The 23,962-nt window shown below is 69.9% G+C and carries 27 protein-coding genes; 11 read left to right on the plus strand and 16 right to left on the minus strand.

Features of this window, described 5'->3' with window-relative positions; all coding sequences use genetic code 11:
* Window positions 1–29 precede the first annotated feature (29 nt).
* The 3 genes from VM938_12330 (at window position 30) to VM938_12340 (ending at window position 3,738) form a co-directional block, all read left to right on the plus strand.
* Window positions 30–1,298, plus strand: a complete 1,269-nt coding sequence (locus tag VM938_12330) for an alkyl sulfatase dimerization domain-containing protein (protein HVF75828.1) — start codon at window positions 30–32, stop codon at window positions 1,296–1,298.
* The gene (locus VM938_12335) at window positions 1,295–2,908 is read left to right on the plus strand and encodes an AMP-binding protein (protein HVF75829.1); all 1,614 of its coding nucleotides are present in this window, start codon (window positions 1,295–1,297) and stop codon (window positions 2,906–2,908) included. Before VM938_12330 ends, VM938_12335 begins: the two co-directional genes overlap by 4 nt.
* 155 nt (window positions 2,909–3,063) lie before the next feature.
* Entirely contained in the window at window positions 3,064–3,738 is a 675-nt protein-coding gene (locus VM938_12340) for an HAD family hydrolase (protein HVF75830.1), read from the plus strand.
* Here VM938_12340 and VM938_12345 read toward each other — a convergent pair.
* Window positions 3,657–4,475: a YihY/virulence factor BrkB family protein gene (locus VM938_12345; protein HVF75831.1), complete on the minus strand. Its 819-nt coding sequence runs from the start codon at window positions 4,473–4,475 to the stop codon at window positions 3,657–3,659. The genes VM938_12340 and VM938_12345 overlap by 82 nt on opposite strands.
* Before the next feature lie 41 nt (window positions 4,476–4,516).
* On the opposite strand from VM938_12345, the gene VM938_12350 reads away from it, so the two are divergent.
* The 6 genes from VM938_12350 (at window position 4,517) to VM938_12375 (ending at window position 8,324) form a co-directional block, all read left to right on the plus strand.
* Window positions 4,517–4,732, plus strand: a complete 216-nt coding sequence (locus VM938_12350) for a hypothetical protein (GenBank protein HVF75832.1) — start codon at window positions 4,517–4,519, stop codon at window positions 4,730–4,732.
* A 72-nt stretch (window positions 4,733–4,804) separates the two neighbouring features.
* Window positions 4,805–5,671 carry a deoxyribonuclease IV gene (locus tag VM938_12355; protein HVF75833.1) on the plus strand — a complete coding sequence of 289 codons (867 nt, stop codon included), beginning with the start codon at window positions 4,805–4,807 and terminating at the stop codon, window positions 5,669–5,671.
* Window positions 5,672–5,694: 23 nt separating this feature from the next.
* Window positions 5,695–6,261, plus strand: coding sequence for a hemerythrin domain-containing protein (locus VM938_12360; protein ID HVF75834.1), 567 nt, complete (start codon window positions 5,695–5,697; stop codon window positions 6,259–6,261).
* A 1-nt stretch (window position 6,262) separates the two neighbouring features.
* Entirely contained in the window at window positions 6,263–7,036 is a 774-nt protein-coding gene (locus VM938_12365; GenBank protein ID HVF75835.1) for a DUF72 domain-containing protein, read from the plus strand.
* A 36-nt stretch (window positions 7,037–7,072) separates the two neighbouring features.
* Window positions 7,073–7,915, plus strand: a complete 843-nt coding sequence (locus VM938_12370; protein HVF75836.1) for a hypothetical protein — start codon at window positions 7,073–7,075, stop codon at window positions 7,913–7,915.
* Window positions 7,908–8,324, plus strand: coding sequence for a Fur family transcriptional regulator (locus VM938_12375; GenBank protein HVF75837.1), 417 nt, complete (start codon window positions 7,908–7,910; stop codon window positions 8,322–8,324). Before VM938_12370 ends, VM938_12375 begins: the two co-directional genes overlap by 8 nt.
* On the opposite strand, the gene VM938_12380 is transcribed toward VM938_12375, so the two are convergent.
* From VM938_12380 to serS, 8 genes are read right to left on the minus strand one after another with little or no spacing between them, the layout of a single operon-like run.
* A complete protein-coding gene (locus VM938_12380) occupies window positions 8,306–8,707 on the minus strand; it encodes a succinate dehydrogenase hydrophobic membrane anchor subunit (GenBank protein HVF75838.1) in 402 nt (133 codons plus the stop codon). The two genes, VM938_12375 and VM938_12380, sit on opposite strands and share 19 nt — an antisense overlap.
* Window positions 8,707–9,033 carry a succinate dehydrogenase, cytochrome b556 subunit gene (sdhC, locus tag VM938_12385; GenBank protein HVF75839.1) on the minus strand — a complete coding sequence of 109 codons (327 nt, stop codon included), beginning with the start codon at window positions 9,031–9,033 and terminating at the stop codon, window positions 8,707–8,709. The genes VM938_12380 and sdhC overlap by 1 nt, the downstream gene beginning before the upstream one ends.
* A 47-nt stretch (window positions 9,034–9,080) precedes the next feature.
* Window positions 9,081–9,206 (minus strand): hypothetical protein, encoded by a 126-nt coding sequence (locus VM938_12390; protein HVF75840.1) that lies wholly within the window; start codon window positions 9,204–9,206, stop codon window positions 9,081–9,083.
* 11 nt (window positions 9,207–9,217) lie between these two features.
* Window positions 9,218–10,042, minus strand: coding sequence for a metal ABC transporter permease (locus tag VM938_12395; protein HVF75841.1), 825 nt, complete (start codon window positions 10,040–10,042; stop codon window positions 9,218–9,220).
* Window positions 10,039–10,785 carry a metal ABC transporter ATP-binding protein gene (locus VM938_12400; protein HVF75842.1) on the minus strand — a complete coding sequence of 249 codons (747 nt, stop codon included), beginning with the start codon at window positions 10,783–10,785 and terminating at the stop codon, window positions 10,039–10,041. The genes VM938_12395 and VM938_12400 overlap by 4 nt, the downstream gene beginning before the upstream one ends.
* The gene (locus tag VM938_12405) at window positions 10,779–11,579 is read right to left on the minus strand and encodes a metal ABC transporter substrate-binding protein (protein HVF75843.1); all 801 of its coding nucleotides are present in this window, start codon (window positions 11,577–11,579) and stop codon (window positions 10,779–10,781) included. The genes VM938_12400 and VM938_12405 overlap by 7 nt, the downstream gene beginning before the upstream one ends.
* 33 nt (window positions 11,580–11,612) lie before the next feature.
* Complete coding sequence (locus VM938_12410) at window positions 11,613–12,059, minus strand: transcriptional repressor (protein ID HVF75844.1); 447 nt, start codon at window positions 12,057–12,059, stop codon at window positions 11,613–11,615.
* Window positions 12,056–13,342, minus strand: coding sequence for a serine--tRNA ligase (gene serS, locus VM938_12415; protein ID HVF75845.1), 1,287 nt, complete (start codon window positions 13,340–13,342; stop codon window positions 12,056–12,058). Before serS ends, VM938_12410 begins: the two co-directional genes overlap by 4 nt.
* 25 nt (window positions 13,343–13,367) lie before the next feature.
* Here serS and VM938_12420 point away from each other — a divergent pair, with 25 nt between their 5' ends.
* Window positions 13,368–14,264: an ABC transporter ATP-binding protein gene (locus tag VM938_12420; GenBank protein HVF75846.1), complete on the plus strand. Its 897-nt coding sequence runs from the start codon at window positions 13,368–13,370 to the stop codon at window positions 14,262–14,264.
* A 2-nt stretch (window positions 14,265–14,266) separates the two neighbouring features.
* Window positions 14,267–14,965: an ABC transporter permease gene (locus VM938_12425; protein HVF75847.1), complete on the plus strand. Its 699-nt coding sequence runs from the start codon at window positions 14,267–14,269 to the stop codon at window positions 14,963–14,965.
* 6 nt (window positions 14,966–14,971) lie between these two features.
* On the opposite strand, the gene VM938_12430 is transcribed toward VM938_12425, so the two are convergent.
* The 7 genes from VM938_12430 to VM938_12460 are packed head-to-tail and all read right to left on the minus strand — an operon-like array spanning window position 14,972 to window position 23,956.
* Window positions 14,972–15,379 (minus strand): hypothetical protein, encoded by a 408-nt coding sequence (locus tag VM938_12430; protein ID HVF75848.1) that lies wholly within the window; start codon window positions 15,377–15,379, stop codon window positions 14,972–14,974.
* Window positions 15,376–16,452 (minus strand): hypothetical protein, encoded by a 1,077-nt coding sequence (locus tag VM938_12435; GenBank protein ID HVF75849.1) that lies wholly within the window; start codon window positions 16,450–16,452, stop codon window positions 15,376–15,378. Before VM938_12435 ends, VM938_12430 begins: the two co-directional genes overlap by 4 nt.
* Complete coding sequence (locus VM938_12440) at window positions 16,449–16,955, minus strand: hypothetical protein (protein HVF75850.1); 507 nt, start codon at window positions 16,953–16,955, stop codon at window positions 16,449–16,451. The genes VM938_12435 and VM938_12440 overlap by 4 nt, the downstream gene beginning before the upstream one ends.
* Window positions 16,952–17,464 carry a hypothetical protein gene (locus VM938_12445; protein ID HVF75851.1) on the minus strand — a complete coding sequence of 171 codons (513 nt, stop codon included), beginning with the start codon at window positions 17,462–17,464 and terminating at the stop codon, window positions 16,952–16,954. Before VM938_12445 ends, VM938_12440 begins: the two co-directional genes overlap by 4 nt.
* Window positions 17,461–20,640, minus strand: coding sequence for an MFS transporter (locus tag VM938_12450; protein ID HVF75852.1), 3,180 nt, complete (start codon window positions 20,638–20,640; stop codon window positions 17,461–17,463). The genes VM938_12445 and VM938_12450 overlap by 4 nt, the downstream gene beginning before the upstream one ends.
* A complete protein-coding gene (locus VM938_12455) occupies window positions 20,640–22,940 on the minus strand; it encodes an ABC transporter permease (protein ID HVF75853.1) in 2,301 nt (766 codons plus the stop codon). Before VM938_12455 ends, VM938_12450 begins: the two co-directional genes overlap by 1 nt.
* Entirely contained in the window at window positions 22,937–23,956 is a 1,020-nt protein-coding gene (locus VM938_12460; protein HVF75854.1) for a hypothetical protein, read from the minus strand. The genes VM938_12455 and VM938_12460 overlap by 4 nt, the downstream gene beginning before the upstream one ends.
* Window positions 23,957–23,962 lie beyond the last annotated feature (6 nt).

The raw sequence follows: 23,962 nt of genomic DNA on the forward strand, positions 1-23,962 counted from the left end.
GGAGGCGACGACTGGAGTAGAAAGCGAGCATGGGAGGCAGCCTGCTGGACCTGGTCGATCGGCTGTGGGACGGACGAGCCGACATCGCCTCCCACCACCCGGTCACCTCGATCGGCGAGTTGGAAGCGATGGCCGACGACATCGCCTTCTTGCCCTCCTTCGCCAATGTGTCGGCCTTTCGCACGGGCGACGGCCTCGTCCTCGTCGACACCGGCAGCCTCCCCTTGGCCCAGGTCGTCCATTCCTCCATCCGCTCGTGGACGCCCGCCCCGCTGCACACCGCCGTCTACTCCCACGGCCACATCGACCACGTCTTCGGCGTACCTGCCTTCGAGGAGGAGGCGGCGGCCAACGGCTGGCGCCCGCCTCACGTCGTGGCCCACGAAGCGCTGCCGCACCGCTTCGACCGCTACGTGCTGACCACGGGCTACAACGAGATCGTCAACCAGCGGCAGTTCGGCCTGCCCAACCTGCGCTGGCCCCGGGAGTACCGCTATCCCGACGAGACCTACCGCGACCGCCACGACCTCGACGTCGGCGGAGTGCGCTTCGAGTTGCACCACGCCCGGGGCGAGACCGACGACCACACGTGGACCTGGGTGCCCGACCAGCGCGTGCTGTGCTGTGGGGACCTGTTCATCTGGGCCTCGCCCAACGCAGGCAACCCCCAGAAGGTGCAGCGCTACGCCAAGGAGTGGGCCGTCGCCCTGCGGGAGATGGCCGGCCTCGACGCCGAGCTGCTGCTGCCCGGCCACGGCCTGCCCATCGCCGGGGCCGAACGCATCCGCACGGCGCTGAGCGAGACGGCAGAACTGCTCGAGCACCTGCACGACGAGACGGTGGCGATGATGAACGAGGGCGCCACCCTCGACGACGTCGTGCACACCGTCCGGGTGCCCGCCCACCTGGCCGACCGGCCGTACCTGCAGCCCGTCTACGACGAGCCCGAGTTCGTGGTGCGCAACGTGTGGCGCCTGTACGGCGGTTGGTACGACGGGGAGCCCTCGCGGCTCAAGCCCGCCCCCGACGCGGCGCTAGCAGCCGAGGTCGCCGCCCTGGCGGGCGGCGCCCACAGGCTGGCCGAACGGGCCGCAACACTGGCCGACCAAGGCGACTTCCGCCTGGCCTGCCACGTGGCCGACTTGGCAGCGCACGCCGCGCCCGACGACGCTGCCGTGCACGGGGTGCGGGGCGACATCTACGAACGCCGCATGGAGGACGAGACGTCCACCATGGCGAAAGGCATCTTCCGCTGGGCTGCATCGCAGTCCAGACAACGAGCAGGGGGAACACCGTGATCGACGTCAAGGCCGTGCTGGGCAACGCAAGCCACCAACTGCAGGTGATGCGCGTGCTCTCGGGCGCAGGGATAATCGGGTTGGAGCGCCCCGACCGCCTGCTCGCCGTGGGCAAGGCCATGGCGAAGTGGGGGGCCACCGCAGCGGGCGGCTACACCGCCGCAGCGGTGCGCTTCGACACGGCGACAGCGCTGATCGACGAGGAGGGCTCGCTCACCTTCGCCGAACTCGACCGCCGCACCAACGCCATGGCCCGGGGACTGCGTGAGCTGGGAGTGCGAGAAGACACGCCCGTCGGCATCCTGTGCCGCAACGGCCGAGGGTTCGTGGAGGCCACCGTCGCCGTCTCCAAGCTCGGCGCCCACGCCCTCTACCTCAACACCGGCTTCGCCGGGCCGCAGCTGGCGGAGGTCGTGGAACGCGAGGGCGCCACCGCCGTCGTCTACGACGCCGACTTCTCCGACCTGGTGGAGGGCTGCGCCGCCGAACGGCCCCAGGTCGTGGCCTGGCACGACGGCCTCACGCCGCACCCGACGCTCGCCGAGTTGGCCGACAAGCACAGCGACGCCTCGCTGACGCCGCCGACCAAGCCGGGCCGCGTGGTCATCCTCACCTCGGGCACCACGGGCACGCCCAAGGGGGCCAACCGGCGTCCGCCCAAGGGCCCCGGCGCCGCCGCGGCGATCATCTCCCGCATCCCCCTGCGCAGCCGCGAGACCACCGTCATCGCCGCACCCCTGTTCCATTCGTGGGGCCTGGCCCACTTCACGTTGGGAACCGTCCTGGGCTCCACCATCGTGTTGCAGCGGCGCTTCGACCCCGAGGCCACGCTGCGAGCCATCGCCGAGAACAAGGCGTCCACGCTCGTCGTCGTGCCCGTCATGCTCCAGCGCATGCTGGCGCTCCCGAAGGAGGTGACCGACCGCTACGACACCTCTAGCCTGCGCATCGTGGCCGCCAGCGGCTCGGCCCTCACCGGGGAGCTGGCCACCGAGTGGATGGACCGCTTCGGCGACAACCTCTACAACCTCTACGGCTCGACCGAGGTGGCATGGGCCAGCATCGCCATGCCGGAAGACCTGCGAGCCGCGCCCGGCACCGCGGGCAAGCCGCCCCTCGGCACCACCGTGCGGGTGGTCGACGCCAAGGGCCGAGACGTGCCGACGGGTGAGACAGGGCGCATCTTCGTGGGCAACGAACTGCCCTTCGAGGGCTACACGGGCGGCGGTACCAAGCCCATGCTCGACGGCCTGCTGTCGGTGGGCGACGTCGGCCACTTCGACGAAGGCGGTCGCTTGTTCGTCGACGGCCGGGAAGACGACATGATCGTCTCCGGCGGCGAGAACGTGTTCCCCACAGAGGTGGAGGACCTGTTGGCCCGCCACCCCGCGGTCGCCGACGTGGCCGTGGTGGGCGTGCCCGACGACGAGTTCGGGCAACGCCTCAAGGCCTTCGTGGTGACGGCGCCGGGGGCGGCCCTCACCGAGGAAGAGGCCAAGGGCTACGTGAAGCAGCACCTGGCTCGTTACAAGGTCCCACGGGAGGTGGCGTTCCTCGACGAACTGCCGCGGAACACCACCGGCAAGGTCCTGCGCAGAGAACTGCGCTGAACCGGTTTCTCGTTATGTGAGAAGCAGGATCAGCAAGATGACGAGGATGAGGGTTCCGATGCCGATGTACATGTCGCTCCCTTTCGTAGCCGGAGGTCTGTGAGGCCACCCGTGCCCGTCGGTGTGGGCGGGCAAACATGGGTAGGAGCGCTGGCATGGCTCCTCGCAGCGGTGTGATCTTCGACATCGACGGCACCCTCGTCGACACCACCTACCTCCACACCGCAGCGTGGCGACGGGCATTCCTCGACCACGACCTCGACGTGTCCACGGTCGACATCCACCGCCGCATCGGCATGGGCTCGGGCTTGTTGCTGGAGGAGCTCACAGGCGAAAGGCGCGACGACCTCAAGGACTCCTGGCGCAAGCACTTCGAGGCGATGAAGCCCGAGATCCGTGCCTTTCCCGGCGCGCCGGAACTGCTGCGGGCGGTGGCCGACAGCGGTGCTGCGGTGGTGCTGGCGTCGTCGTCGGAAGAGGAGGACGTGGGCGACCTGCTCGACGCCCTCGGCGTCGACGACGTGCTCGACGTGGTCACCAGCTCGGGCGACGTCGACGAGGCCAAGCCCGACCCCGAGGTGTTCGAAGTGGCCATGGGCAAGGCGGGCCTCGACGCCGAGCACGCCGTCGTGGTGGGTGACGCCGTGTGGGATGTCGAGGCAGCCAAGCGCTGCGGCCTCCCGTGCGTCGGCGTGCTCACCGGTGGCATCAGCGAGGCCGAGCTGCGGGAAGCGGGCGCCGTCGCCGTCTACCGCACCCCGCGTGACTTGCTCGACGACTTGGAGGACGGGCCTTTGGCGCCCTTCCTCGGCTCCACCACGCCGCGGTAGCCGACCAGGAGGAGGCCGTTGGCCAAGAAGAGCCACACGGCCAGCAGCACCACGGCGGCCAGGCCACTGGTCACGTAGCGGCTGCCGAAGTCGGCGCCGAAGCGCAGGTACCCGGCGTAGGCCAGCGACAGCACGGTCACGCCGACCGACGCCAGCACTGCCCCTTGCAACAGGTCGCGGCCCTTGGGCGGCCGGGGGGCGAACACCCGGTAGATGAGGGCGTGCAGTCCGGTCAGCATGGCAAAGGCGATCACCACGCCGAGCACCCACCCCACCACGGCGGCAGCCGTCCCTTCGCCCAGCACGCGCGGGGCGACGGCGATGACGCCCAAGGTCACCAGCACCAGGACGGGCAGGACGCCGAGCAGCGACAACGACAGGAGGCGGCCGCGCAAGCCCTTGTTCTGGCGTTTGGCGCCGGTCAGCCGGTCAAAGGCCCGCACCAGTCCGGACCCGTAGGCCGAGGCAGGCCACAGTGCGGTGAGCGCAGCGGTGAAGCCGATGCCGGTGCCCGCTTGGGCCACTGCCCCGAACATCTTGTCGATCCCCAGCTTCTCGGGCGCCAAGCGGGCCAGCTCGTCGCCGGTGCGCCGCACGGCGTCGTCGCCCACGACCAGCGCGGCAAGGCGCAACGACAGCACCACCAGCGGCGCCACCGAGACAAGGGCGTAGAAGGCCAGTCCTGCTGCCGAGAGCACCACGTCTTCGTCTCGCAGCCGGTCGATGAGATCGCGCACCCTGTCGTTTGTGCCCCGAACCGGCCGGGAACACCGCGACCATGATCACCTTCTTCATTCTCCTGGTGGTCCTCATGGTGCTGGTGGTCGCTGCCGGCTCGTGGGTGGCCGGTCCCCGTCGGCGCGTGTACTACGAGCGCGGCCCCATCGTCAGAGACCGCGGCACTGAGGTTCTCGAAGAGGAGTACGTGGAGGAGCCGCAGCTCCGGCCGATCAGTTCGTCCCGTCGCATCATCCGCCGCCGGCGGTCCTACTGACAGCCGAACGCAACGACGAGGGCGCCGCTCCAGGCGGCCGACGCCGAATCGAGTAGTGCCAGACTCGGCGTCGTGCTCTTCGGCGCCCACGTCAAGCAGACCGGTGGCCTGGAGGCGGCGGTGGCCCTCGGTGAGGCGCGTGGGCTGGAAGTCATCCAGGTCTTCACCCAAAGCCCGCGCCGATGGGCGCCGACCTCACGCGACACCGAGGCTCTGTCCGCCATTGCCGCACGCCGGCGCCGCAGCCCGGTGGTACAGGCGTGGCTGTGCCACGCCACCTACCTGATCAACCTGGCCGCGCCTGACCCGCAGGTCTACGGGCGCTCCCGCAGTTGCCTGGTGGAGAACCTCAAGGTGGCCACGGCCATCGGCTCCGAGGGGCTGGTCCTCCACATCGGCAGCCACGTGGGCGCGGGCTTCGAGGCCCGCCTCCCCGCCGTCGCCACCGCTCTGCGCGATGCCCTCGACGAAGTGGAGGGCTGTCCGCGGATCCTGCTGGAGAACGCGGCCGGGGCGGGGGGCACGGTAGGCCGCACGTTCGACGAGTTGGCGCGGGTGGTCGACGCCCTCGACGGCGACGAACGCCTCGGCGTGTGCCTCGACAGCCAGCACCTGTGGGCGTCGGGCATCGCCTTCGGCGACGCCGAGGAAATGAACGCCGTGGTCGAGTCCCTCGACACGTTGGTCGGCGTGGAGCGGTTGCGGTGCCTGCACGTCAACGATTCCAAGGTGCCGTTCGGCTCCAACCGCGACCGCCACGCCAACCTCGGCGACGGCGACATGGGCGAAGCGCCGCTGCGAGCCTTCCTCGGCCACCCCGCCTTCGAGGGGCTTCCCGCCCTGTTGGAGATGGAGGGGTTCGGCGGCGACGGGGCCGACCAAGCCGACATGGAAGTGGCCCGCCGGCTGCACGAAGAAGGACGGGCGCTTTACCGATAGGCAGAAGGGGAAGGAACGCACCCATGAATGCGCTGACCCTTTTGAAGCAGGACCATGCCAACGTCGAGGCCCTCTTCGCACGATTCGAGAAGGTCGGCGCCGACGACGTCGAGGAAAAGACGCGAGTGGCGGAACTGGTCATCGAGCACCTGGCCACACATGCAGTGATCGAGGAGCAAGTCCTCTACCCCGCCTTGCGTGATCGGCTGCCGGAAGACGAGTTCACCGTCCTCGAAGCGTTGGAAGAGCACCACGCCGCCAAGATGATGCTCAAGGAGCTGGAGAAGACGCCCGCCACCCACGAGCGCTTCGACGCCAAGTTCACCGTGCTCATCGAGAACGTGCGCCACCACGTGCAGGAGGAAGAGGACGAGCTCTTCGCCAAGGCACGCGACGCCTTCACCGTGCAGGAGCTGGAGGAGATGGGCGACGCCTTGGCCCAGGCCAAGGAAGCGGCCCCCACCCGGCCCCATCCGTTCGCCCCCGACACCCCGCCGCTCAACATCATCGTGGGGCTGCCCGTGGCCATCCTCGACCGGGTGATCACCACTGGGAAGCGAGCCGTCACCTCGGTGCTCACCCGGCGCTGACGTGCCCGTCCTGATCGGGACGTCGGGCTGGCAGTACCGCGACTGGCGCGGCACCTTCTACCCGGGCGACCTGCCGCAGGCCAACTGGCTGGAGTACTACGCCGAGCGGTTCCAGACCCAGGAGGTGAACAACGCGTTCTACCGCTTGCCGGAGGCGTCGACGTTCACCGCCTGGGCGGAACGCGCGCCCGACGACTTCGTCATGGTGGTGAAGGCCAGCCGGTTCCTCACCCACATCAAGCGGCTGAAGGACCCCGAGGAGCCGGTGCAGCGCTTCGTGGAGCGGGCGTCGTGCCTGGGCTCGAAGCTGGGGCCGGTGCTTCTGCAGTTGCCGCCCACGATGAAGGCCGACAACGAACGGCTCGACGCCGCGCTGTCGCTGTTCCCGTCCGACTGGCGGCTGGCCGTCGAGTTCCGGCACGAGACGTGGCACACAGCCGAGACGTGCGATGTGCTGCGCTCGCACGGCGCCGCGTGGTGCATGGCCGACAGCACAAAGCGCACGGTCCCCGCCTGGACGACGGCCGAATGGGGCTACCTGCGCTTCCACGACGGCACCGGCACGCCGCGGCCCTGCTACACCAAGGGCCGGCTCGACCGGTGGGTGGGCACGCTGGCCGAGCTGTTTCCGCCCGAGGCCGACGTGTTCGTGTTCTTCAACAACGACCCCCGCGGGTGCGCCGTCTACGACGCCCGGGTGTTCGCCGCCTTGTGCGCCAAGCACGGCTTGGAGCCGACCCGGGTGCCGGGCGAGAAGATCTCGGTCGTGCGCTGATCCTATACTGCGAGTGATTCGCAACAAGGAGCGCTGGTGGAAGAAGGCTTCCATATTGGGCTGCTGGCCACCGCCTTCGGGTTCGGCCTGCGCCACGGCGTCGACTGGGACCACTTGGCGGCCATCGCCGACCTCACCTCGGCCCAGTCGGACCGTCGCCGCTCGATGCTGCTGGCCACGTTGTACGCCCTGGGCCACGCGGCGGTCGTGTTCGTGCTCGGCGTGGCCGCCATCGTGGCGGGCGACCGCTTGCCCGAAGGCCTCGACGCCGCCATGGGCCGCGTGGTGGGCGCCACCCTGGTCGTGCTCGGGGTCTACGTCTTCTGGTCGCTGGCCCGCCACGGCCGCGACTTCCGCCTGCGCAGCCGGTGGACGCTGCTCTTCTCCGGCATCAGGCGCCTGCGCGACCGCCACCTGGTGGTCGAACACGATCACCCCCACGACGACGACCACCACGGTTCCGAGCCCCGCCCGGTGGCAGCCGGCGCCCCCGTGCAGGTCGCCCACCGTCACGCCCATCGCCACATCGGCACCCTGCCCCCCGATCCCTTCGACGGCTACGGCACCCGCACGGCGCTGGGCATCGGCGCCCTCCACGGCGTCGGCGCCGAAACGCCGACCCAAGTGGTCCTGTTCGTCACTGCGGCAGGCGTGGCGGGCGCCGCGGGCGGGGTGGCCATGCTGGTCGCCTTCGTGATCGGACTGGTAGCCACCAACACCGCCATCGCCTTGGCCTCGACCTTCGGGTTCCTCCACGCCGAACGGCACTGGCGCATCTACGTCGCCGTCGCCGTGGTCACCGGCGCCGCCAGCCTGGTGCTCGGCACGCTCTTCGTGCTCGGCCAGGAGAGCCTGCTGCCCGCCTTCTTCGGTGGCTGACCCCGAGCGCATCCTCGAGCGCATCCGTGCTGCGGGCGGACGGGTGACCGGCGCGCGCCGCCAGTTGGTGACCGCCCTGCTGGAGGCCGACGACCACGTCACCGCCGAAGACCTGGCCGCCGCCGTGGGCGAGCCCCACCTGTCGACCGTCTACCGCACGCTCGACGCCCTCGAGGAGTTGGGGGTGGTCGACCACGTGCACCTGGGCCACGGCCGGGCCGTGTACCACCTGACCGAAGCGACGCACCAGCACCTGGTGTGCGAGGCGTGCGGGGAGGTCACCGAGGTGCCGGAGCGCTTGTTCGCCTCAGTGGCCCGCAAGCTGCAGGCCGACTACGGCTTCCGCATGCGGCCCAACCACTTCGCCGTGCTGGGCCGCTGCGCGGCGTGTCAGTCGATGCCGGCGTAGGCGACGATGGTGAAGGTGCCGTAGGCGAACAGGGCGCCCGACACGCTGTAGAGCACCGCCTTCACCGTGGCCCGCCGACCGGGCGAGCGCACGTAGTCGTCGATGATCCAGCGCAGGCCGTTGAGGCCGTGGAGCATGGCGAGGGTCAGCAGCACCCAGTCGAACATCCGCCACATCGGGTTGTCCCAGCGCTGGGCCACGAAGTGGGCGTCGGTCTCGACCACGTCGTTGATGATGTGGGTGATGGCGAAGTGGAGCAACGACAGGAAGATGAGGATGAGCCCCGAGATCCGCATGAAGAACCACGACCACGTCTCGAAGTTCTGACGGGGCCGTCGCTGCAGCTTCTGCCCGCCTCGGGGGCGTTCTGTGACGGTGGGCACTAAAGGATGCGTCCTTCGATGAACGGCCACATGATCACGGTGCCGCCGAGGATCGTCAGCACCACCGAGAGGATGGCCACGCCCCACAGCACTTCCTTCTCCCGACGGATGACGCCGGGGAAGAAGTCGATCAGCACGATGCGCAGGCCGTTGAGCGAGTGGTACACGAGGCCGAACAGCAGGCCCACCTCGAACAGCCGCAGCACCACGTTGCCGTAGAGCTGGTGCACCTCGTCGTAGAGCCGGGGCCGCGCGATCAACGACACGTCGATGATGTGGAGCAGCAGGAAGAAGAAGACGAGGAAGCCGGTGATGCGGTGGGTCACGAAGGCCCACTGTCCCGACTTCCCTTTGTAAACCGTCCCCCGAGGGCTCATCGGCCCCTCCGGATCCACCGGTCGGCCCACACCGTGCTCGACAGCACGTAGAGGGCGAAGCCGGTGACAAGGAGGGTGATGGCGCCGAGGGCGATGGAGAACACGATTTGCGCCGTGGTCACGGCCGGGCACCCTACCTCCGGTGCGCGCCGCGATCCCAACTCCGCACCGACACGACGGCGAAGAGGACGGCGGCGACGAGCACGACGGTGCCTCCGGGGGGCAGCCCGCCGTGGCGGGCGACGGCCAATCCGACCACCACCGAGACGACGCCGATGACCGCCGCCAGCCGCATGGTGCCGCGGAACGAGCCGGCCACCAACTGGGCGGTGGCCACCGGCAGGACCATGAGGGCAGCGACGAGGAGGACGCCCACCACCCGCATGGCGGCCACGATGGCCACGGCGGCCAAGGCGGCCAGGGCGGCGTTGAGGGCGTCGACGGGCAGGCCCGCCACCCGGGCCGACTCCTCGTCGAGCACCACGGCGAACAGGGCGCGTCCGATCACTGCGACCACGGCGATGATGGCGAGGCCGAGGCCCACCACCGTCCACGCGTCGGCGGGCGAGACGGTGAGGATGGAGCCGAAGAGGTAGGTGAGCAGGCCCGCGTCGAAGTTGTCGGACGCCCCCACCAGCACCACGCCCGCGGCGATGCCGGAGTAGAAGAACAGGGCCAGGGCGAGGTCACCCGAAGCTTGGCCCCTCGCCCGCAGCCGCTCGATGGCCAGGGCGCCGGCCACGGCGACGACGAGAGCGGTGGCGATGGGCGCAGTGCCGAGCAGGAGGCCCGCGGCGACGCCTGCAAAGGCGAGGTGGCCGATGCCGTCGCCCATGAGGGCCAGGCGCTTCTGCACCAGGAAGGCGCCGATGAGTGGGGCCGAAGCGCCGACGGCCAGGCCCGCCAGAAGGGCCAACTGCATGTACTCGCGGTCGAACGGATACGGCAGCGGGATCATCGGTCGCCGAGGCCTTCCAGCCACAGCGGCAGGTCTTCCTCGTGCACGCCGAGGCTGACGCCGGTGGCCCGCAGGTCGGCGGGCGGCCCGTCGAAGAACACCTTGCCGTGGCGCAGGACGATGACCCGGTCGAGGTCTTCGGCCACCGCACCCAGCTCGTGGGAGACGAGGAGCACGGCGGCTTGGTGCTCGGCCACCAGGTGCACGAGGGAGTCGCGGAAGCGGCGCTGCGACTCCAGGTCGACGCCCGCCACCGGCTCGTCGAGCACCAGCAGTTCGGGCTGGGCGGCCAGCGCCTTGGCGATGAAGGCCCGCTGCTGCTGGCCTCCCGACAGCTCGCGCACGCGGCGGTGGCGCAGGTCGTGGAGGGCGACCGCTCGCATGGCGTGGTCGATCTCCTCGCGGTCGGCCGCCCGCAGCCTGCGCCGCCAGCCGGTGCGGGCCAGGCGCCCGGCGGCTACCACCTCTTCCACCGAGGCGGGCAGTTCGCGGGCCAGGGCGGGGCGCTGGGGCACGTAGCCGATGCGCCACCGGTCGTGCAGGCGGTCGGGCGCCTCACCGAACAGCGTGACCTCGCCTCGGGTCGGGCGCAGGAGGCCGAGCAGGATGCGCAACAGCGTCGACTTGCCCGAGCCGTTGGGACCGACGAGGGCGACGAACTCGCCCGGGTCGACGGCGAAGGTCACGTCGTCGAGCACTACGTCGGTGCCGTAAGAGAACGAGATGCCCTCGGCCTTCAGCACTGCAGTGCCTGCGTCAGGGTGTCGAGGTTGCGGCGCATGCCGGCGATGTACCCGCCGTCGACGGGCTGCTCCAAGGTCGACAACACGGCGGTACGCACGCCCGCTTCACGGGCCAAGGCTTCGGCCGCCTTGGCGTCGTCGGTGCCCTCGGTGAAGACGGTGGTGACGCCCCGGGCACGGACCAGGTCGGCCAGTTCGGCCAGGCGCTTGGGGTCGGGCTCGGCGTCGGGCGTGATGCCGGTCAACGGCTGCTGTTCGAGGTTGTAGCGCCGGGCCAGGTGGCCGAAGGCGTCATGGGTGGTGACGATGACCCGACTGCGGCACGGCGCCAGGCGGCGGCGGTACTCGTCGTCGAGGTCGCGCAACGCTCGACGGAAGTCGCCCGCGTGGTCGACGCCCACGGCGCGAGCGACCACGTCGACCCAGGCCACCATGGCGGTGGGGTCGAGCCACAGGTGGGGGTCGCCGTCGGCCCGCGCCGAGGCCAAGAGGTCGACGGCCTTCTGGGCCCGGCCTGCAGTGCGTTCGATGGCAGGCTGGAAGCCGCCCCCGAGGTAGAGCACCACGTCGGCATCCTCGATGCGATCGATGTCGCGGGTGCTGGGCTCGTAGTCGTGGCTCTCGACGCCCGGCGGGGTGAGGTCGTGGACGACCACGTCGGCGCCGCCCACGGCCCGGGCCAGTTCGGCCAGGGGGAAGAACGAGGCGACCACCGTTGGCCGGCCGTCGTCGTTGCCCCGGTTGTCACCGCAGGCGGCGAACACGACGAGCACGGCGAGAACGATCCGGCGCATGTCCGCACTCTAGCCCGGAGTTGAGAATGATTCTTAGTTGCTTAGTCTCGCGCACTGAGCGCAGACGCCGACCAGGTCGAGGCGGTGGTTCTGCACGGTGAAGCCGGTCTCGTGGCCCACGCTGTCGATGGCTCGGTCGAGGGTCTGCTCCAGCGAGGGCGACATGGTGAAGTCGGCCACCGAGCCGCACGACACGCACACCAGGTGGTGGTGGTGCTCGGTGAGGTCTTCGTCGAGCTCGAAGCGGGCGAACTCGTCGGCGGCCAGCACCCGGCGCACCACGCCCGCCTGTTCGAGCACCGCGATGTTGCGGTAGACGGAGCTCTGCGGCAGGCCGTGGCCCGCCGCCTGCACCTCGGCGATGGTCAGGGGCCGGCCCGCGTCGGCCAGGATGCCGACGATGCGGCGGCGGCTCTCGGTGTAACGCTGGTCGCTGTCGCGTAGGCGGGCCGCCGCGGTGGCGTCGAGCTCGGCCGTCACGACGGCCCGATCACCTCGGCGCCCCGCATGTACGGACGCAGGGCGTCGGGGATGCGCACGGTGCCGTCGGGCCGGCGATGGGTCTCCACCAACGCCGCCCAGACCCGGGGCACGGCGAGGGCTGAGCCGTTGAGGGTGTGGGCCATGGTGGTGCCGCCGCCGGCCTGCGGGCGGTAGCGCAGGTTGGCCCGGCGGGCCTGGAAGTCACCGAACCACGACACCGAGCTGGCCTCCAGCCACAGGTCGCAGCCGGGGGCGTAGATCTCGATGTCGAAGCAGCGGGCGGCGCTGAACGACAGGTCGCCCGCGGCCAGGTCGACGACCCGGTAGGCCAGGCCGAGGGCGGCGAGGGTGCCTGTGGCGCGGTCCACCAGTTCCTCGTGCAGCGCGTGGGCTTGGGCCTCGGTGCACAGAGCGAGGATCTCCACCTTGTCGAACTCGTGGACCCGCAACAGGCCGCGGGTGTCGCGCCCCGCCGAGCCTGCTTCCCGGCGGAAGCACGGCGTGTAGGCCATGACCCGCATCGGCAGGTCGGCCTCGTCGAGGATCTCGTCGCGGGCCAGCGAGGTCAGCGGCACCTCGGCGGTGGGGATGGCCCACAGGTCGTCGCGTTCGAGGTGGTACGCCTCCTCCTCGAACTTGGGGAGGTGGCCGGTCGACACCATGGTTTCGGTGCGCACCAGGGTGGGCGGGCGGATCTCCTCGAAGGCATCGGCGTTGCGGTCGAGGGCCAGTTGGCACAAGGCGCGGGCCAAGGTGGCGCCTTGCTTACGGAACATCACGAACATCGAGCCGGAGAGCTTCGCCCCCCGTTCGAGGTCGAGGATGCCGAGGTCGGCGCCGATGTCCCAGTGGGGCACCCGCTGGTGGGCGGCGTAGGTGGCAGTGTCGTAACCGACGGTGCGCACGACCACGTTGTCGTCGGCCGTGAGCCCCTCGGGAGCGTCGGGCGAGGGCGTGTTGGCCGTCGTCAGCAGGATCTCGCGCAGGCGGGCTTCGGCCGCCTCGGCCTCGGCGGCCAGCGTGCGTTCCTCCTCGCCGAGGGTGCGGCTCTCGGTGGCGAGGGCTTCGGCCTTGTCCTCCTCGCCGTGGCGGTGGGCTTGGCCGACCTCCTTGGAGAGGGCCTTGATGCGGCCCCGCATGTCGTCGCGTTTGGTAGCCAGGTCGCGCACCCGGGCGTCGAGGGCGGCGGCCACGTCGAGCACGGTGGCGTCGACCCCTTTGCGCGCCAGCGCCGCCTTGGTCGCTTCCAGGTCGGTACGAAGGCGGCGGACATCGAGCATGGTTCGAGAACGGTAGCGTCCGGCCGTGCCCGCCATCGATGTGTCGTCGCTCGTCGTGCGTTACGGCGACGTGGTGGCCGTCGACGGCGTGTCGTTCACCGCCTCGGCCGGGGAGGTGCTGGCGTTGCTGGGGCCCAACGGCGCAGGCAAGACGACCACCGTGGAGGCGCTGGAGGGCTACCGCAAGCCGTCGTCGGGGACCGTGCGGGTGTTGGGCATGGCGCCGGGGTCGCGGGAACTGTTGCCCCGCATCGGGGTGATGCTGCAGAAGGGCGGGGTGTACCCGTCGATGCACGCCCGCGACGCGCTGCGGCTGTTCGCGGCGTACTACGACGACCCTGTGCCCGCCGAGGAACTGCTGGCGACGGTGGGCCTGGAAGGCCGGGCGGCGACCACGCCGTGGCGGCGGTTGTCGGGGGGCGAACAGCAGCGGTTGTCGCTGGCTTTGGCGTTGGTGGGGCGACCGTCGGTGGCGTTCCTCGACGAGCCCACGGCGGGCGTCGACCCGCACGGGCGGGTGCTGATCCGCTCGGTGATCCGGTCGCTGCGCGACGCGGGCGTGTGCGTGCTGCTGACGACGCACGAGCTGGACGAGGCGGAGAAGCTGGCCGACCGGGTGGTGATCGTCGACCGGGGCCGGGTGGTGGCCGAGGGCACGCCCGACTCGCTGATGCGCGGCGGCGAGGGCGTGCGGTTCGGGGCACCGGCGGGGCTCGATGTGGGTGCGCTTTCGGCGGCGTTGGGCGTGGCCGTGGTGGAGGAGCAGCCGGGCGAGTACCGGGTCGAGGGGACGTCGTCGCCGCAGTTGGTGGCGGCGCTGACGGCGTGGTTGGCCGAGCGCGACCTGCCGTTGGCCGACCTGCGGGTGGGGCGGCACACGTTGGAGGACGTGTTCCTGCGGCTGACTGGCGGGCAGTCGTGAGCATGGTGGTGGCCCAGGCGCGGGCCGAGGTGTTGATGACGTTGCGGCGGGGCGAGTCGGTGCTGCTGGCGCTGGGGATCCCCGTGGTGCTGCTGGTGTTCTTCTCCTCGGTCGACGTGCTCGACGTCGACGTCGACTTCGTGGCCCCGGGCATCCTGGCGTTGGCGGTCATGTCCACGGCCATGGTGAGCCTGGGCATCGCCACCGGGTTCGAGCGGCAGTACCTGGTGCTCAAGCGGCTGGGCACGACGCCGCTGGGGCGGCCTGCGTTGCTGGCGGCCAAGACCGCTGCGGTGCTGGCGGTGGAGGTGGTGCAGGTGGCGGTGCTGGTGGGGGTGGCCCGACTGTTGGGGTGGGCGCCGGGCGGCGAGCCGTTGCAGGCGGCGGCTGCGCTGTTGTTGGGCACGGTGGCCTTCGCCGGGCTGGGCCTGCTGATGGCAGGCTCGCTCAAGGCCGAGGTGACGTTGGCGGCCGCCAACGGGCTCTACCTCGTGCTGTTGCTGCTGGGCGGCATGGTGGTGCCCCTCGACAAGCTGCCCGGGCCGCTGCAGGCCGCCTCGCGGGTGCTGCCTGCCGGTGCCCTGTCGGACGCCGTGCACGGCGCCTTCGGCAGCGGCGTGCCCGGGCGGGCGTGGCTGGTGCTGGCCGTGTGGGCCGTGCTCGCACCGGCCGCGGCGGCCGCCACCTTCAAGTGGGAGTAGCGCCGCTCAACCCACGATCTCGCGCACTGTGAGGCGGTCCGCGGTGACCGTGCCGAGGAAGGCGATGGGCTCGGTCGACCACACCACGCCTTTGGCTTCGCGCACGGGCACGCGGGACGGGTCGAGGTTCTCCAGCACGAGGTACGGCCCGACACAGTCGGCGGGCGAGCCGGTGCGCAGGCCGGTGCAGAGACGGGCCGGGAAGCCGCCGCCGGCAAAGACGTAGCCGCGGACGACCGTCTCCTTGGTGGGCCGCCGATAGAAGGCGTCCTGTGCGGTCATCTCACCGGGGCGGACCTGCACCGTGCGCTCTCGTGTCGGCGGGCTGAACAACTGCCACGCCCGCACCGCCACCAGTCCGACCAGCACCACGGCGACCACCGCGAGCACGGCGATGCCGATGCGGTCTTTCACCCCGACGGCGCAGAGGTCGTGGTCGTCGACGTCTCGCCGCCGCCTCCGCCGCCGACGGACTCGGCACGGGCGCGAGCGGCCACTAGCTGCACCCCCGCGGTCAGGGCGTCCGGCGGCAGCTCGATCTTCTCGACCTTGCCGAGGTCGGTGAGCCGCAGCGACATCGACCGAACCCGCATGGGCTCTTTGCCTTGGCCGCGGCGCAGGGCATTGATGGCGTCGACGGCCACAGCCGCGGCCTGGCCGGGCGCCACGTCGCCGAAGTTGACGTCGTAGATGCGCCCCAGCTCGCGGAGGCGCGTCTCCACGTCGATCGCCTCGAACATCTCCACGATGAGCCCGTCTTTCACGTAGACGGACAGACGACGGAAATGCCGGAGGTCGGGGACGGCCTCGTTCCCGCCCGCCGCCGCGTCGGCCCGCCGGGGGAGCGGGGGGCGCTGGTAGTCGAACCGCTGTATGCCGGAGCCCTCCGGCGGGTGCGGGAAGGGGTCCTCGGCCGGCTTGTAGTCGAGCGCCTCGGGGTTGAAGCGCCGGACGAACGGCACCTCGCCGATGGCCCGCTCCGCGTACCGCAGCGCCGTCAGCGCGTCGAAGCTGGGGTCGACGCCCAGCCGATCGGTGTCCTTGTCACTGGGCTCGATGGTGGGAGCCCCGCGGCGGTCGACGATCCAACGGCCAAGCCCGAGCGCTTCCGAGACAGGCACGGTCACTGTGGCGTTGCCTGTGCCGGTGGGGACGGCAACGGTGTCGGGCCCACCGGCGACCAATCGCGAGACGAACTCCTTCTTGAAGACGCGGACGGCGATGGCGTCGTCGTTGACGACCTGCTCGATCACCGGCTCCTGGTTGAGGCTGAGGCGGGCCCGGTAGCGGAAGTCGTCCTCGACCACACCTTGCACAAGCACGCCTTGGGACCCCGACTGGTCCGTGTACTGGAACCGACGAGCCATCTTCTCGGTGCGTCGAATGGCCTCACGAACCTCGGCCGCGGCGTCCTCGCTCTCGCCGCACCCGGGCAGCATGGCCGCCACGGTGGCCAGGCCGGCGACCAGCAACCAGCGGCGCTTCACGGCTTCGTCCCCAACAGCGAGCGGAGCAGGGCGCGCGGTTGTTCAAAGTCGTCGCGCACGGCGAGCACGAACATGAAGCGCTCGTCGAACCACACCGAGATCTGCTGCTTGGTGCCACGAGTCAAGTGGACGACGAAGTCCCCCACCTTGGCTTCACGGGCCTTGGCGTTGCCGATCTGCTGGATCATCCGGGCTTGGAAGTCGGCGTCGCCGTAACGAGCGTCGTCACCGAATCGGCTCACCTGCAAGGTCGCTTCGAGGAGGTCGCCGCGCCGCATGCTGAACAGGCCGAGCCCATCGAGATAGCTGCGGTCGACGTCGGTGAGGACCTCGGTCATGTCTTCCTTGGCGATGCGAAGGCCCAGCAATTCGGGCGGAAGGAACGAAGGCTCGATCGACTCGATCGACTCCCCTGCCTTGCCCGCAGGCTGGGTTTCTCCGCCGCACGCCGACAAGGCCAGCGCGCCCGCCAGCAGTGCCCCGGCGAAACGCCGAGCGATCACCGATTCACCACTTCCAACGACGCCACCGCATAGGGACGGGTGCCGTCGTGGTAGTTGATCTGACCCGCTGTGGAGACGCGGTATGTGTATGTGCCACCGGGCGGAATGGGAGGCGAGGCGAAGCGCCCCCCGTCAGCTTCGACGGACCGGTTCACGGTGTCCTTGTTCACCCAGCGGACAACGGTGCCCACGAAGACGCGAGCCGACGGCGGGTCGAACTGGCTGCTGCCCCCTTGGTCGCTGTTGATGGCGATGTCGAAGGTGACGGCCGCCGTGGTGGTGGTCGCACGCGCAGGCGCGGTCGTGGTGGCGCCGACGCCGGCCTTGCCGCCCGCCACCGTGGTCGGCGGCGCAGTGGTCGCCGTCGGCGCCGTGGTGGTGGTCGCCCCCAAGCGCTGCTGGGTCTGGTCCTTGAAGTTGAGCAGCGACTCGTCGCCGACCTTGTTCTTGTCGCCACAGGCCGACAACAACAGGGCTGCCGCCGCCAGCACGCCGATGATCCGTCTCATACCAAGCTCCCTGAACGTCGCACCGCTTCTTGGCTGGTGCCGAGGTAGGACTCGATGACGGCCTCGTCGTTGAGGACGTCGTCGGGCAGGCCGCGTCGCAACACGCGGCCCTGGGCCATAGCCACCAACTCGTCGGAGATCGACGAGATGAGCGGCATGTCGTGCTCGATCACCAGGATCGAGCAACCGGTCTCGAAGCGCACCCGCCGTAGCAGCGGGCCCAAGCCCTCAGCCTCGGCTTGGGCGATTCCGGTCGAAGGCTCGTCGAGCAGCAGCACTCGGGGCTCGGCTCCGAGTACGCAGGCCAGGTCGACGACGCGGCGCAGGCCGGTCGACAGTTCTTTCACGAACTTGTCGCGGTATGCGCCCAACTCCAGCAGCTCGACCAAGCGGTCGGCGCGCGCTCGCAGGCGCCGTTCCGCCCGCCGGGCATGCGGCATCCCCACGGCGCTCATCAAGGTGTTGCGCACCTCGACCTGCTGCTCCAAGGCCACGAGGAGCGTCTCGTACACGGTGAGCGAGGGGAAGAGACGGGCGTCCTGAAACCGCCGCACGAGCTTGCGTTTGGCCCGTTCCTCCGGGCCCAACGTCGTCACGTCGACCCCTTCGTAGCTGATGGTGCCCCCGTCGGGCGCCTGGTAGCCGCTGATGACGTCGAACAGGGTGGTCTTGCCTGACCCGTTGGGGCCGATGATGCCGAGCACTTCGCCGTCGCGGAGGTCGAAGGTGACGTCGTCGAGGGCGGTCACGCCGCCGAAGCGCTTCACGATGTCGCGCACTTCCAGAACGGGGGCGGCGATGCCCAGCTCGAGGGCGCGGCGGTCGCGCTCGCTGCGCATGGCCGACGCCGGGCCGTCGGTAAGGGCGCCGGTGCCCTTGACGTAGACGGCTCGCAGGATGTCGGGGCGCCGCAGCAACTCGGCCGTCTCGCCGAAGAAGCGCACCTCGCCCTTCTCCATGAACACCGCCCGCTGCGCGAGCGTGAGGGCCACGTTCACCGATTGCTCGACCACCACGATGGTGGTCCCCCGGGCGTGGATGGCCCGCACGATCTCCAACAGCTCCCCCACCACGGCGGGCGAAAGCCCGAGCGACAACTCGTCGATGAGCAGCAGGCGCGGCCCGGCCAGGAACGCCTGCGCCAACGACACCATCTGCTGCTCGCCGCCGGAGAGATCGCCGGCGAGCACGTCCGCACGACGAGCCAGCACCGGGAACATCTCGAAGACCTCGGCGACCCTGGCCTTGACGACGTTCTCGTCGTCGGTCATCCAATTGCCGAGCACGAGGTTCTCGCGCACGCTCAGGCCGGGGAAGACACCGCGCCCGCCCGGCATGGAGATGACGCCACGGTGGGCGATCTCGTCGGGCGGCATGTGGGTGATGTCGCGGCCGTCGAACACGATGGCGCCATTGGATGCCTCCTGGGTGCCGCTGATGGCGCGCAGAAGGGTCGACTTGCCCGCCCCGTTGGTGCCGAGGAGGGCGAGGATCTCGCCCTCCTCCAAGTCGAAGTCGACGTCGAAGAGCACCTGCACGCCGTCGTATTCGACCTCGACGTTGCGGCACACCAGCAACTTGGTGCTTCCCGCCTCCTTGGCCCGGCGCCACTCGTCGGCCGCCACCGATGCAGCAAGCGCAGCCCGCCGGTCGAGGGCGAAGAACCCACCCGCACTGGCGGCCAGAGCGGCGCCGATCAAGGCGAAGGGGATGAGGCCGAAGAAGACGGAGTCGTAGCCGTACTCGTAGCGGATGGTGCCGAAGACGGGCAGGGCGATGATGGTGGTCGGCAGGGCCGCCAAGCCGAAGATCTGCAAGCCCTGGGTGCGCACAGCGGGCGGGATGACCTGGCTGTAGACCGAGTTCGCCGCCGGGCCGCTCAACGACAGGCCGAAGGCGTTGATCCCGTAGAACACCACCAGGATCACCAGCGGAGGCTGGAAAGCCGCAGCCAGCAGGCCGAGGGTGGAGATGACTTCGAGCAGGCCCCGGGCGGTGAGCACCCGGCCCGGGTTGCGACGGATGAAGGTGTCGACCAGCCCGCCACCGATGTAGGCGCCGAAGACGCTGAGCAGCGCGCCAGGGGCGAGGATGAACCCGCGCTCCAAGGCGCTCAGGCCGTAGTGCTCGGCCAGGAACACCGGGAACAGGATGGTGAAGACACCGTCGTAGACGTTGGTGAACACGTCGGCCAGCAGCGTTCGCCGCAGGGTGCGCACGGCCATGACCGAGCGCCATGCCTCGCCGAACGACTGGGGCTCGTCTTCGGTGCGGGCCACGGCGTCGTCGGCTCCTGCCTCGACGCGCTCCATGTAGCCGCGCACCGGCTCCCGAAGGAACACCAAGGTCAGCACCCCGGTCACGGCGATGCCGAAGCCGATGAAAGCGAACGTCCATCGCCAGCCCAGCCACACGATGAGGCCGCCGGCGATGAGCGGCGCCAAGACGGTGGCCACTCGCGCCAACCCGCCGACGATGGCGAACACCTTGCCTCGTACCGTCGACGGGTAGTAGTCGGCCAACAAGGCGAACCGGGGGACTTGGCTGGCGGTGTCGCTCACGTCGTCGAAGACGCGCGGGGCGCCGAAGGTGAACGAACTGCGAGCGCGCGCGGTGAGCATGGCAGCCAGGCCGGAGAAGATGCAGCCGATGGCCACCAGCGGCACTCGGGGATGGCGGTCGGCCCAGTAGCCGATGAACAGGCCCGCGATGATCGAGATCGTCCCGACCGTGGCGATGATGCCGATGATGTTGCCGTACTCGATGTTGAGGTCGCGGGTGATCTCGAACTGGGCCAGGTAAAAGGTCCTGGTGTCGAACGTCTGGAAGAACGTCATAAGCCCGATGATCAAGACGGGCGTCAAGCCGTAGGGCGTGCGGCGCAACTCCTTCCAGTTGCCCGCCTCACGCAGGGCACGGCGCAGCCCACCGCCCGAGCCTGGAGGTGCGACCGGCGCGCCGAGCGCCGATGCCCCACCCGACAGTCCGGCGGGAGCCACCTCGGCGGGCAGTGCCACCTCGTCGAGCTCGGGCTCGGCGTCGGCCGCCAAGCGCCCGTCGTCGAGCTGTGTCGTCGTGGGCGCGTCGGCCGGACGTCGGCGCCGACCCGTCGACCCGTTCCCGTTCCCGTTCCCGTTCCCGTTCCCGTTCCCGTTCCCGTTCCCGTTGGCTGCCATCAGCTTCCCTCCGCCGCAGCACCGATGGCCGCCGCCTCGGCGGTCGACTTGGCGCCCTGCACCTTGTCGACGAGCCGAGCACCCCGCCCTTCGTACAGGTCGGACGCCAAGGCGAACCGCTGCTCCGGCGCCAACGCCGCCAGGCCGCCGCCTTCCAGGGGATCGGCCAGCACGACGAGGCGCTTCTCCAGGGCCTCGGGGTCGTAGTCGGCGAACAGGCTGGGCACCACGATCTGGCGGCGCTGGGCCACGATGCGCAGCATCGAGTCGCGCACCTGCGTGAACAAGGACACCAACCCTCCCGGCGCCGCGTAGAGCACGATCAAGGGCAGCAGCGCCAGGATCGACAAGAAGATCTGGTTGTTCTCGAAGATGCGGTCGAGCACCTCGGCATAGGTGGCGCCGATCACCGCCCCGCCAATGGAGCCGATGCCGCCGATGACGGCGACCACGAAGAGCTCGACGCTGGTGGCGGGAAAGAAGAAGTCGGAGCTCAGCCCCCGCTGGTGGTGGATGATGACCGCGCCGGCGAAGCCGGCCAACGACCCGGATACCGCGAAGGCGAGCAACTTGGTACGCACGGCGTTGACACCGAACGACTGGAGGTTCGCTTCGTTCTCGCGAGAGGCGATGAGGATGCGGCCCACGCGGCTGCGGCGCATGTTCGCCACCGCGACCATGGCGATCACCAAGCACGCCACCGAGAGGAAGTACATGCTGCGTTCGTCGTCGAAGTCGACGAACAACAACGACGGGCGCTCGACGTCGCGCGGGAGCAGCTCGCCGAAGTAACGAGGGCTCGACACCACCGCATAGACAGCGGCGGCGAAGGCGAAGGTGGTAATCCCGAGGAACAAGCCGCGGATGCGCAGGGCGGGCAGCCCGATGAGCACGGCGAAGGCTCCTGCCACCGCGGCTCCGAGCGGTGCTGCGAACCAGAACGGCACGCCCGCCTGGGAGAAGCTCCCGCCCGCGATGGCACCGACGGCCACGAAGCCGAACTGGCCCAGGCTGACCTGGCCCGCCCAGCCGGTGAGCACCACCAGCGAGAGCAGGACGATGCCGTTGAGGGCGATCAACCCGCCCGTATGGCTCGCTCCTGCGGACACGGTGAAGGGGAACACGAGAACGGCAAGGAGGCCGACGCCGATGAACCCCCAACGGGTGTAGCGCACGACGCCGATGTCGGCGAGCTCGCGCGGGATGCCGCGAGGCTCCCTGCTCGCCTCCCAGGAGGCCTCCACACCGGACTCGCTGCGACCGCGGCGGCGACGCTGCACGAACAAGGCGCCGCACACGAGCACGAACAGGCCGATGCTGACAAAGTCGCCCCCGTCACGGATCGACCACGCCGTGGCTTCCGACAGCACGGCGATGCCCACCGCAGCGGCGACGGTGATCGGGAAGCTGCGCAAACGGCCCACCACGGCAGCGGCCAGGGCAGGCAGCAGGACAGCAGGTGCGACGCCTTGGGCCGCCGCGGGCGTGGTCAGCAGGCCGGTGGTCGTCACGCTGGCCGCGGAGAGGACGCCGGCGATGACCCACACCAGGGTGGAGAGCATGCCCACGTTGATGCCGAGCAAGGACGCTCGCTCGGAGTTCTCGGCCATGGCCCGCAGGGCGATGCCTGCCTTGGTGAAGCGAAAGAAGACGAACAGGCCGACCAGGGCGACGACGGCGACCTCGATGGCGAAGAGGTGCACGAACCCGAAGGGCTGGGAGAAGCCGCCGATGTGGAACCTGAACCCCCGCAGCGGGAGGTCGGCGAGGAGGGCAACACTGTTGAACGTCTCTTCCACCGAGCGTGACTCCAGCGGCGGGAAGAACGGGAGACGGCGCACGAACTCGGCGCTGGAGCCGAGGAAGGCGGCTGCCGCGATGGTCACCACGGTGAGCACCAGCCGGGGGGCATTGAAGAAGCGACGGCCGAAGGCGAGGTCGAACAGCAGGCCGACGATCCCGCCGAGCAGCAACCCGAGGGCGAAAGCGATGGGGAACGGGACCGAGCTGTAGCGAATGAGTTCGAAGACGAGCACCGCCCCCGCGGCACCGACTGCGGTCTGGGCGAAGTTGATGATGCGCAACGTGCGGTAGACGAGGATGATCCCCGCCGCCGTCAACGAACTGACCATGCCGAGGACCACGCCTCGGAAGAGGATCCCCACGGGCGTGCCCCGCCCTGCGCTGGCTGCCCCCGGCATCAGGAGCTGGGTGTACACGAGTACGGCGACGAAGGCGGCGGCGCCGATGGCGGCGTTGCGCCGCGTACTGCCCGGCGGGAGCAAGCTGTCGAGGTTCACGTTTGGTTCGCTAACGGAGTCGGGACGAGCTGGCCCAGCTCGAAGCGGAGGTCGTGGGTACCGAACGCGTCGCTGAACTTGTACTGCTCCTCGATGATCATGGCGCCGAGCTGCGTGGCCACGAGGATGTTGTAGGCGGTGGTGAACCCGGGCTGCTGCATCTTGCCCTCGACGCGATAGCCCTCGACGATGTCGCCGCAGGCGTCAATGCGTTCCTTGGCCTTGATGGTGCCGTCGAACCGAGCGGCGCCTTGGCGGGTCATGTCGGAACGAAGGCCCACGGTGGACACCTCCGACGTCGATGTGAACTGCTCACCCGGCGATATGGGAAGCGGGAGGATCAACAGCGCCGGGACGAACCTTCGCTCCTCCCTCCCGCCGTCGGGGGTGTTGTAGACCTCCCCGACGATGGCCAAGCCACGTTCCGGGTCGCCGGCGCGCACGCGGGGATCGCCTGTCACCGGCTTCACCTCGCGTTGCGCCTCGGCATTCGTCTTCACTTGGTATGTCGTGCGCAAAGTGCCTTTGCCATAGGGCTGCACCGTGTCGTAGCGGTACACGAAGTTGCGCTTGTCCGGGTAGTCGGTGGCCGGGTTCGTCGATTCCGATGTCAAGGTGACGTTCTCGATGACGCGCACCTCGAAGCCCGTGATCCGCACCTCTTGTCCTTGCAGTGCCGCCAGCTTTGTCGTGCCGCCTCGCTGCCACCGGTAGCGCCCGGGCGCAGGCTGTTCGGACACCTGCTCGGTGCTGGCTTCTTTGGGAAAGGCGTTGATGCTGGCCTCCGGGCACGGCTCCGAGCGCTGCACCTCTTGGCGGAAGCTGCGCGGTCCGCCTGGTTGCACCGTGTCCTCGGCCACGAGCGCGATCTCTTCGTCGGGGGCGAGCTGGTCCGGCGCGGCACCGGGCGCCTGGGTGCCTGCCTTGTTCTTGACCCCGAAGACGACGTCGGCGTCGAGGCCTTTGACGTTGACGCCAGGCTCGCCCTGCGACCCACAGGCCGCGACCATCGCCAAAGCCAT

This window comes from Acidimicrobiales bacterium (genome assembly GCA_035536915.1).
In the GTDB taxonomy this organism is placed as follows: domain Bacteria; phylum Actinomycetota; class Acidimicrobiia; order Acidimicrobiales; family JAHWLA01; genus JAHWLA01.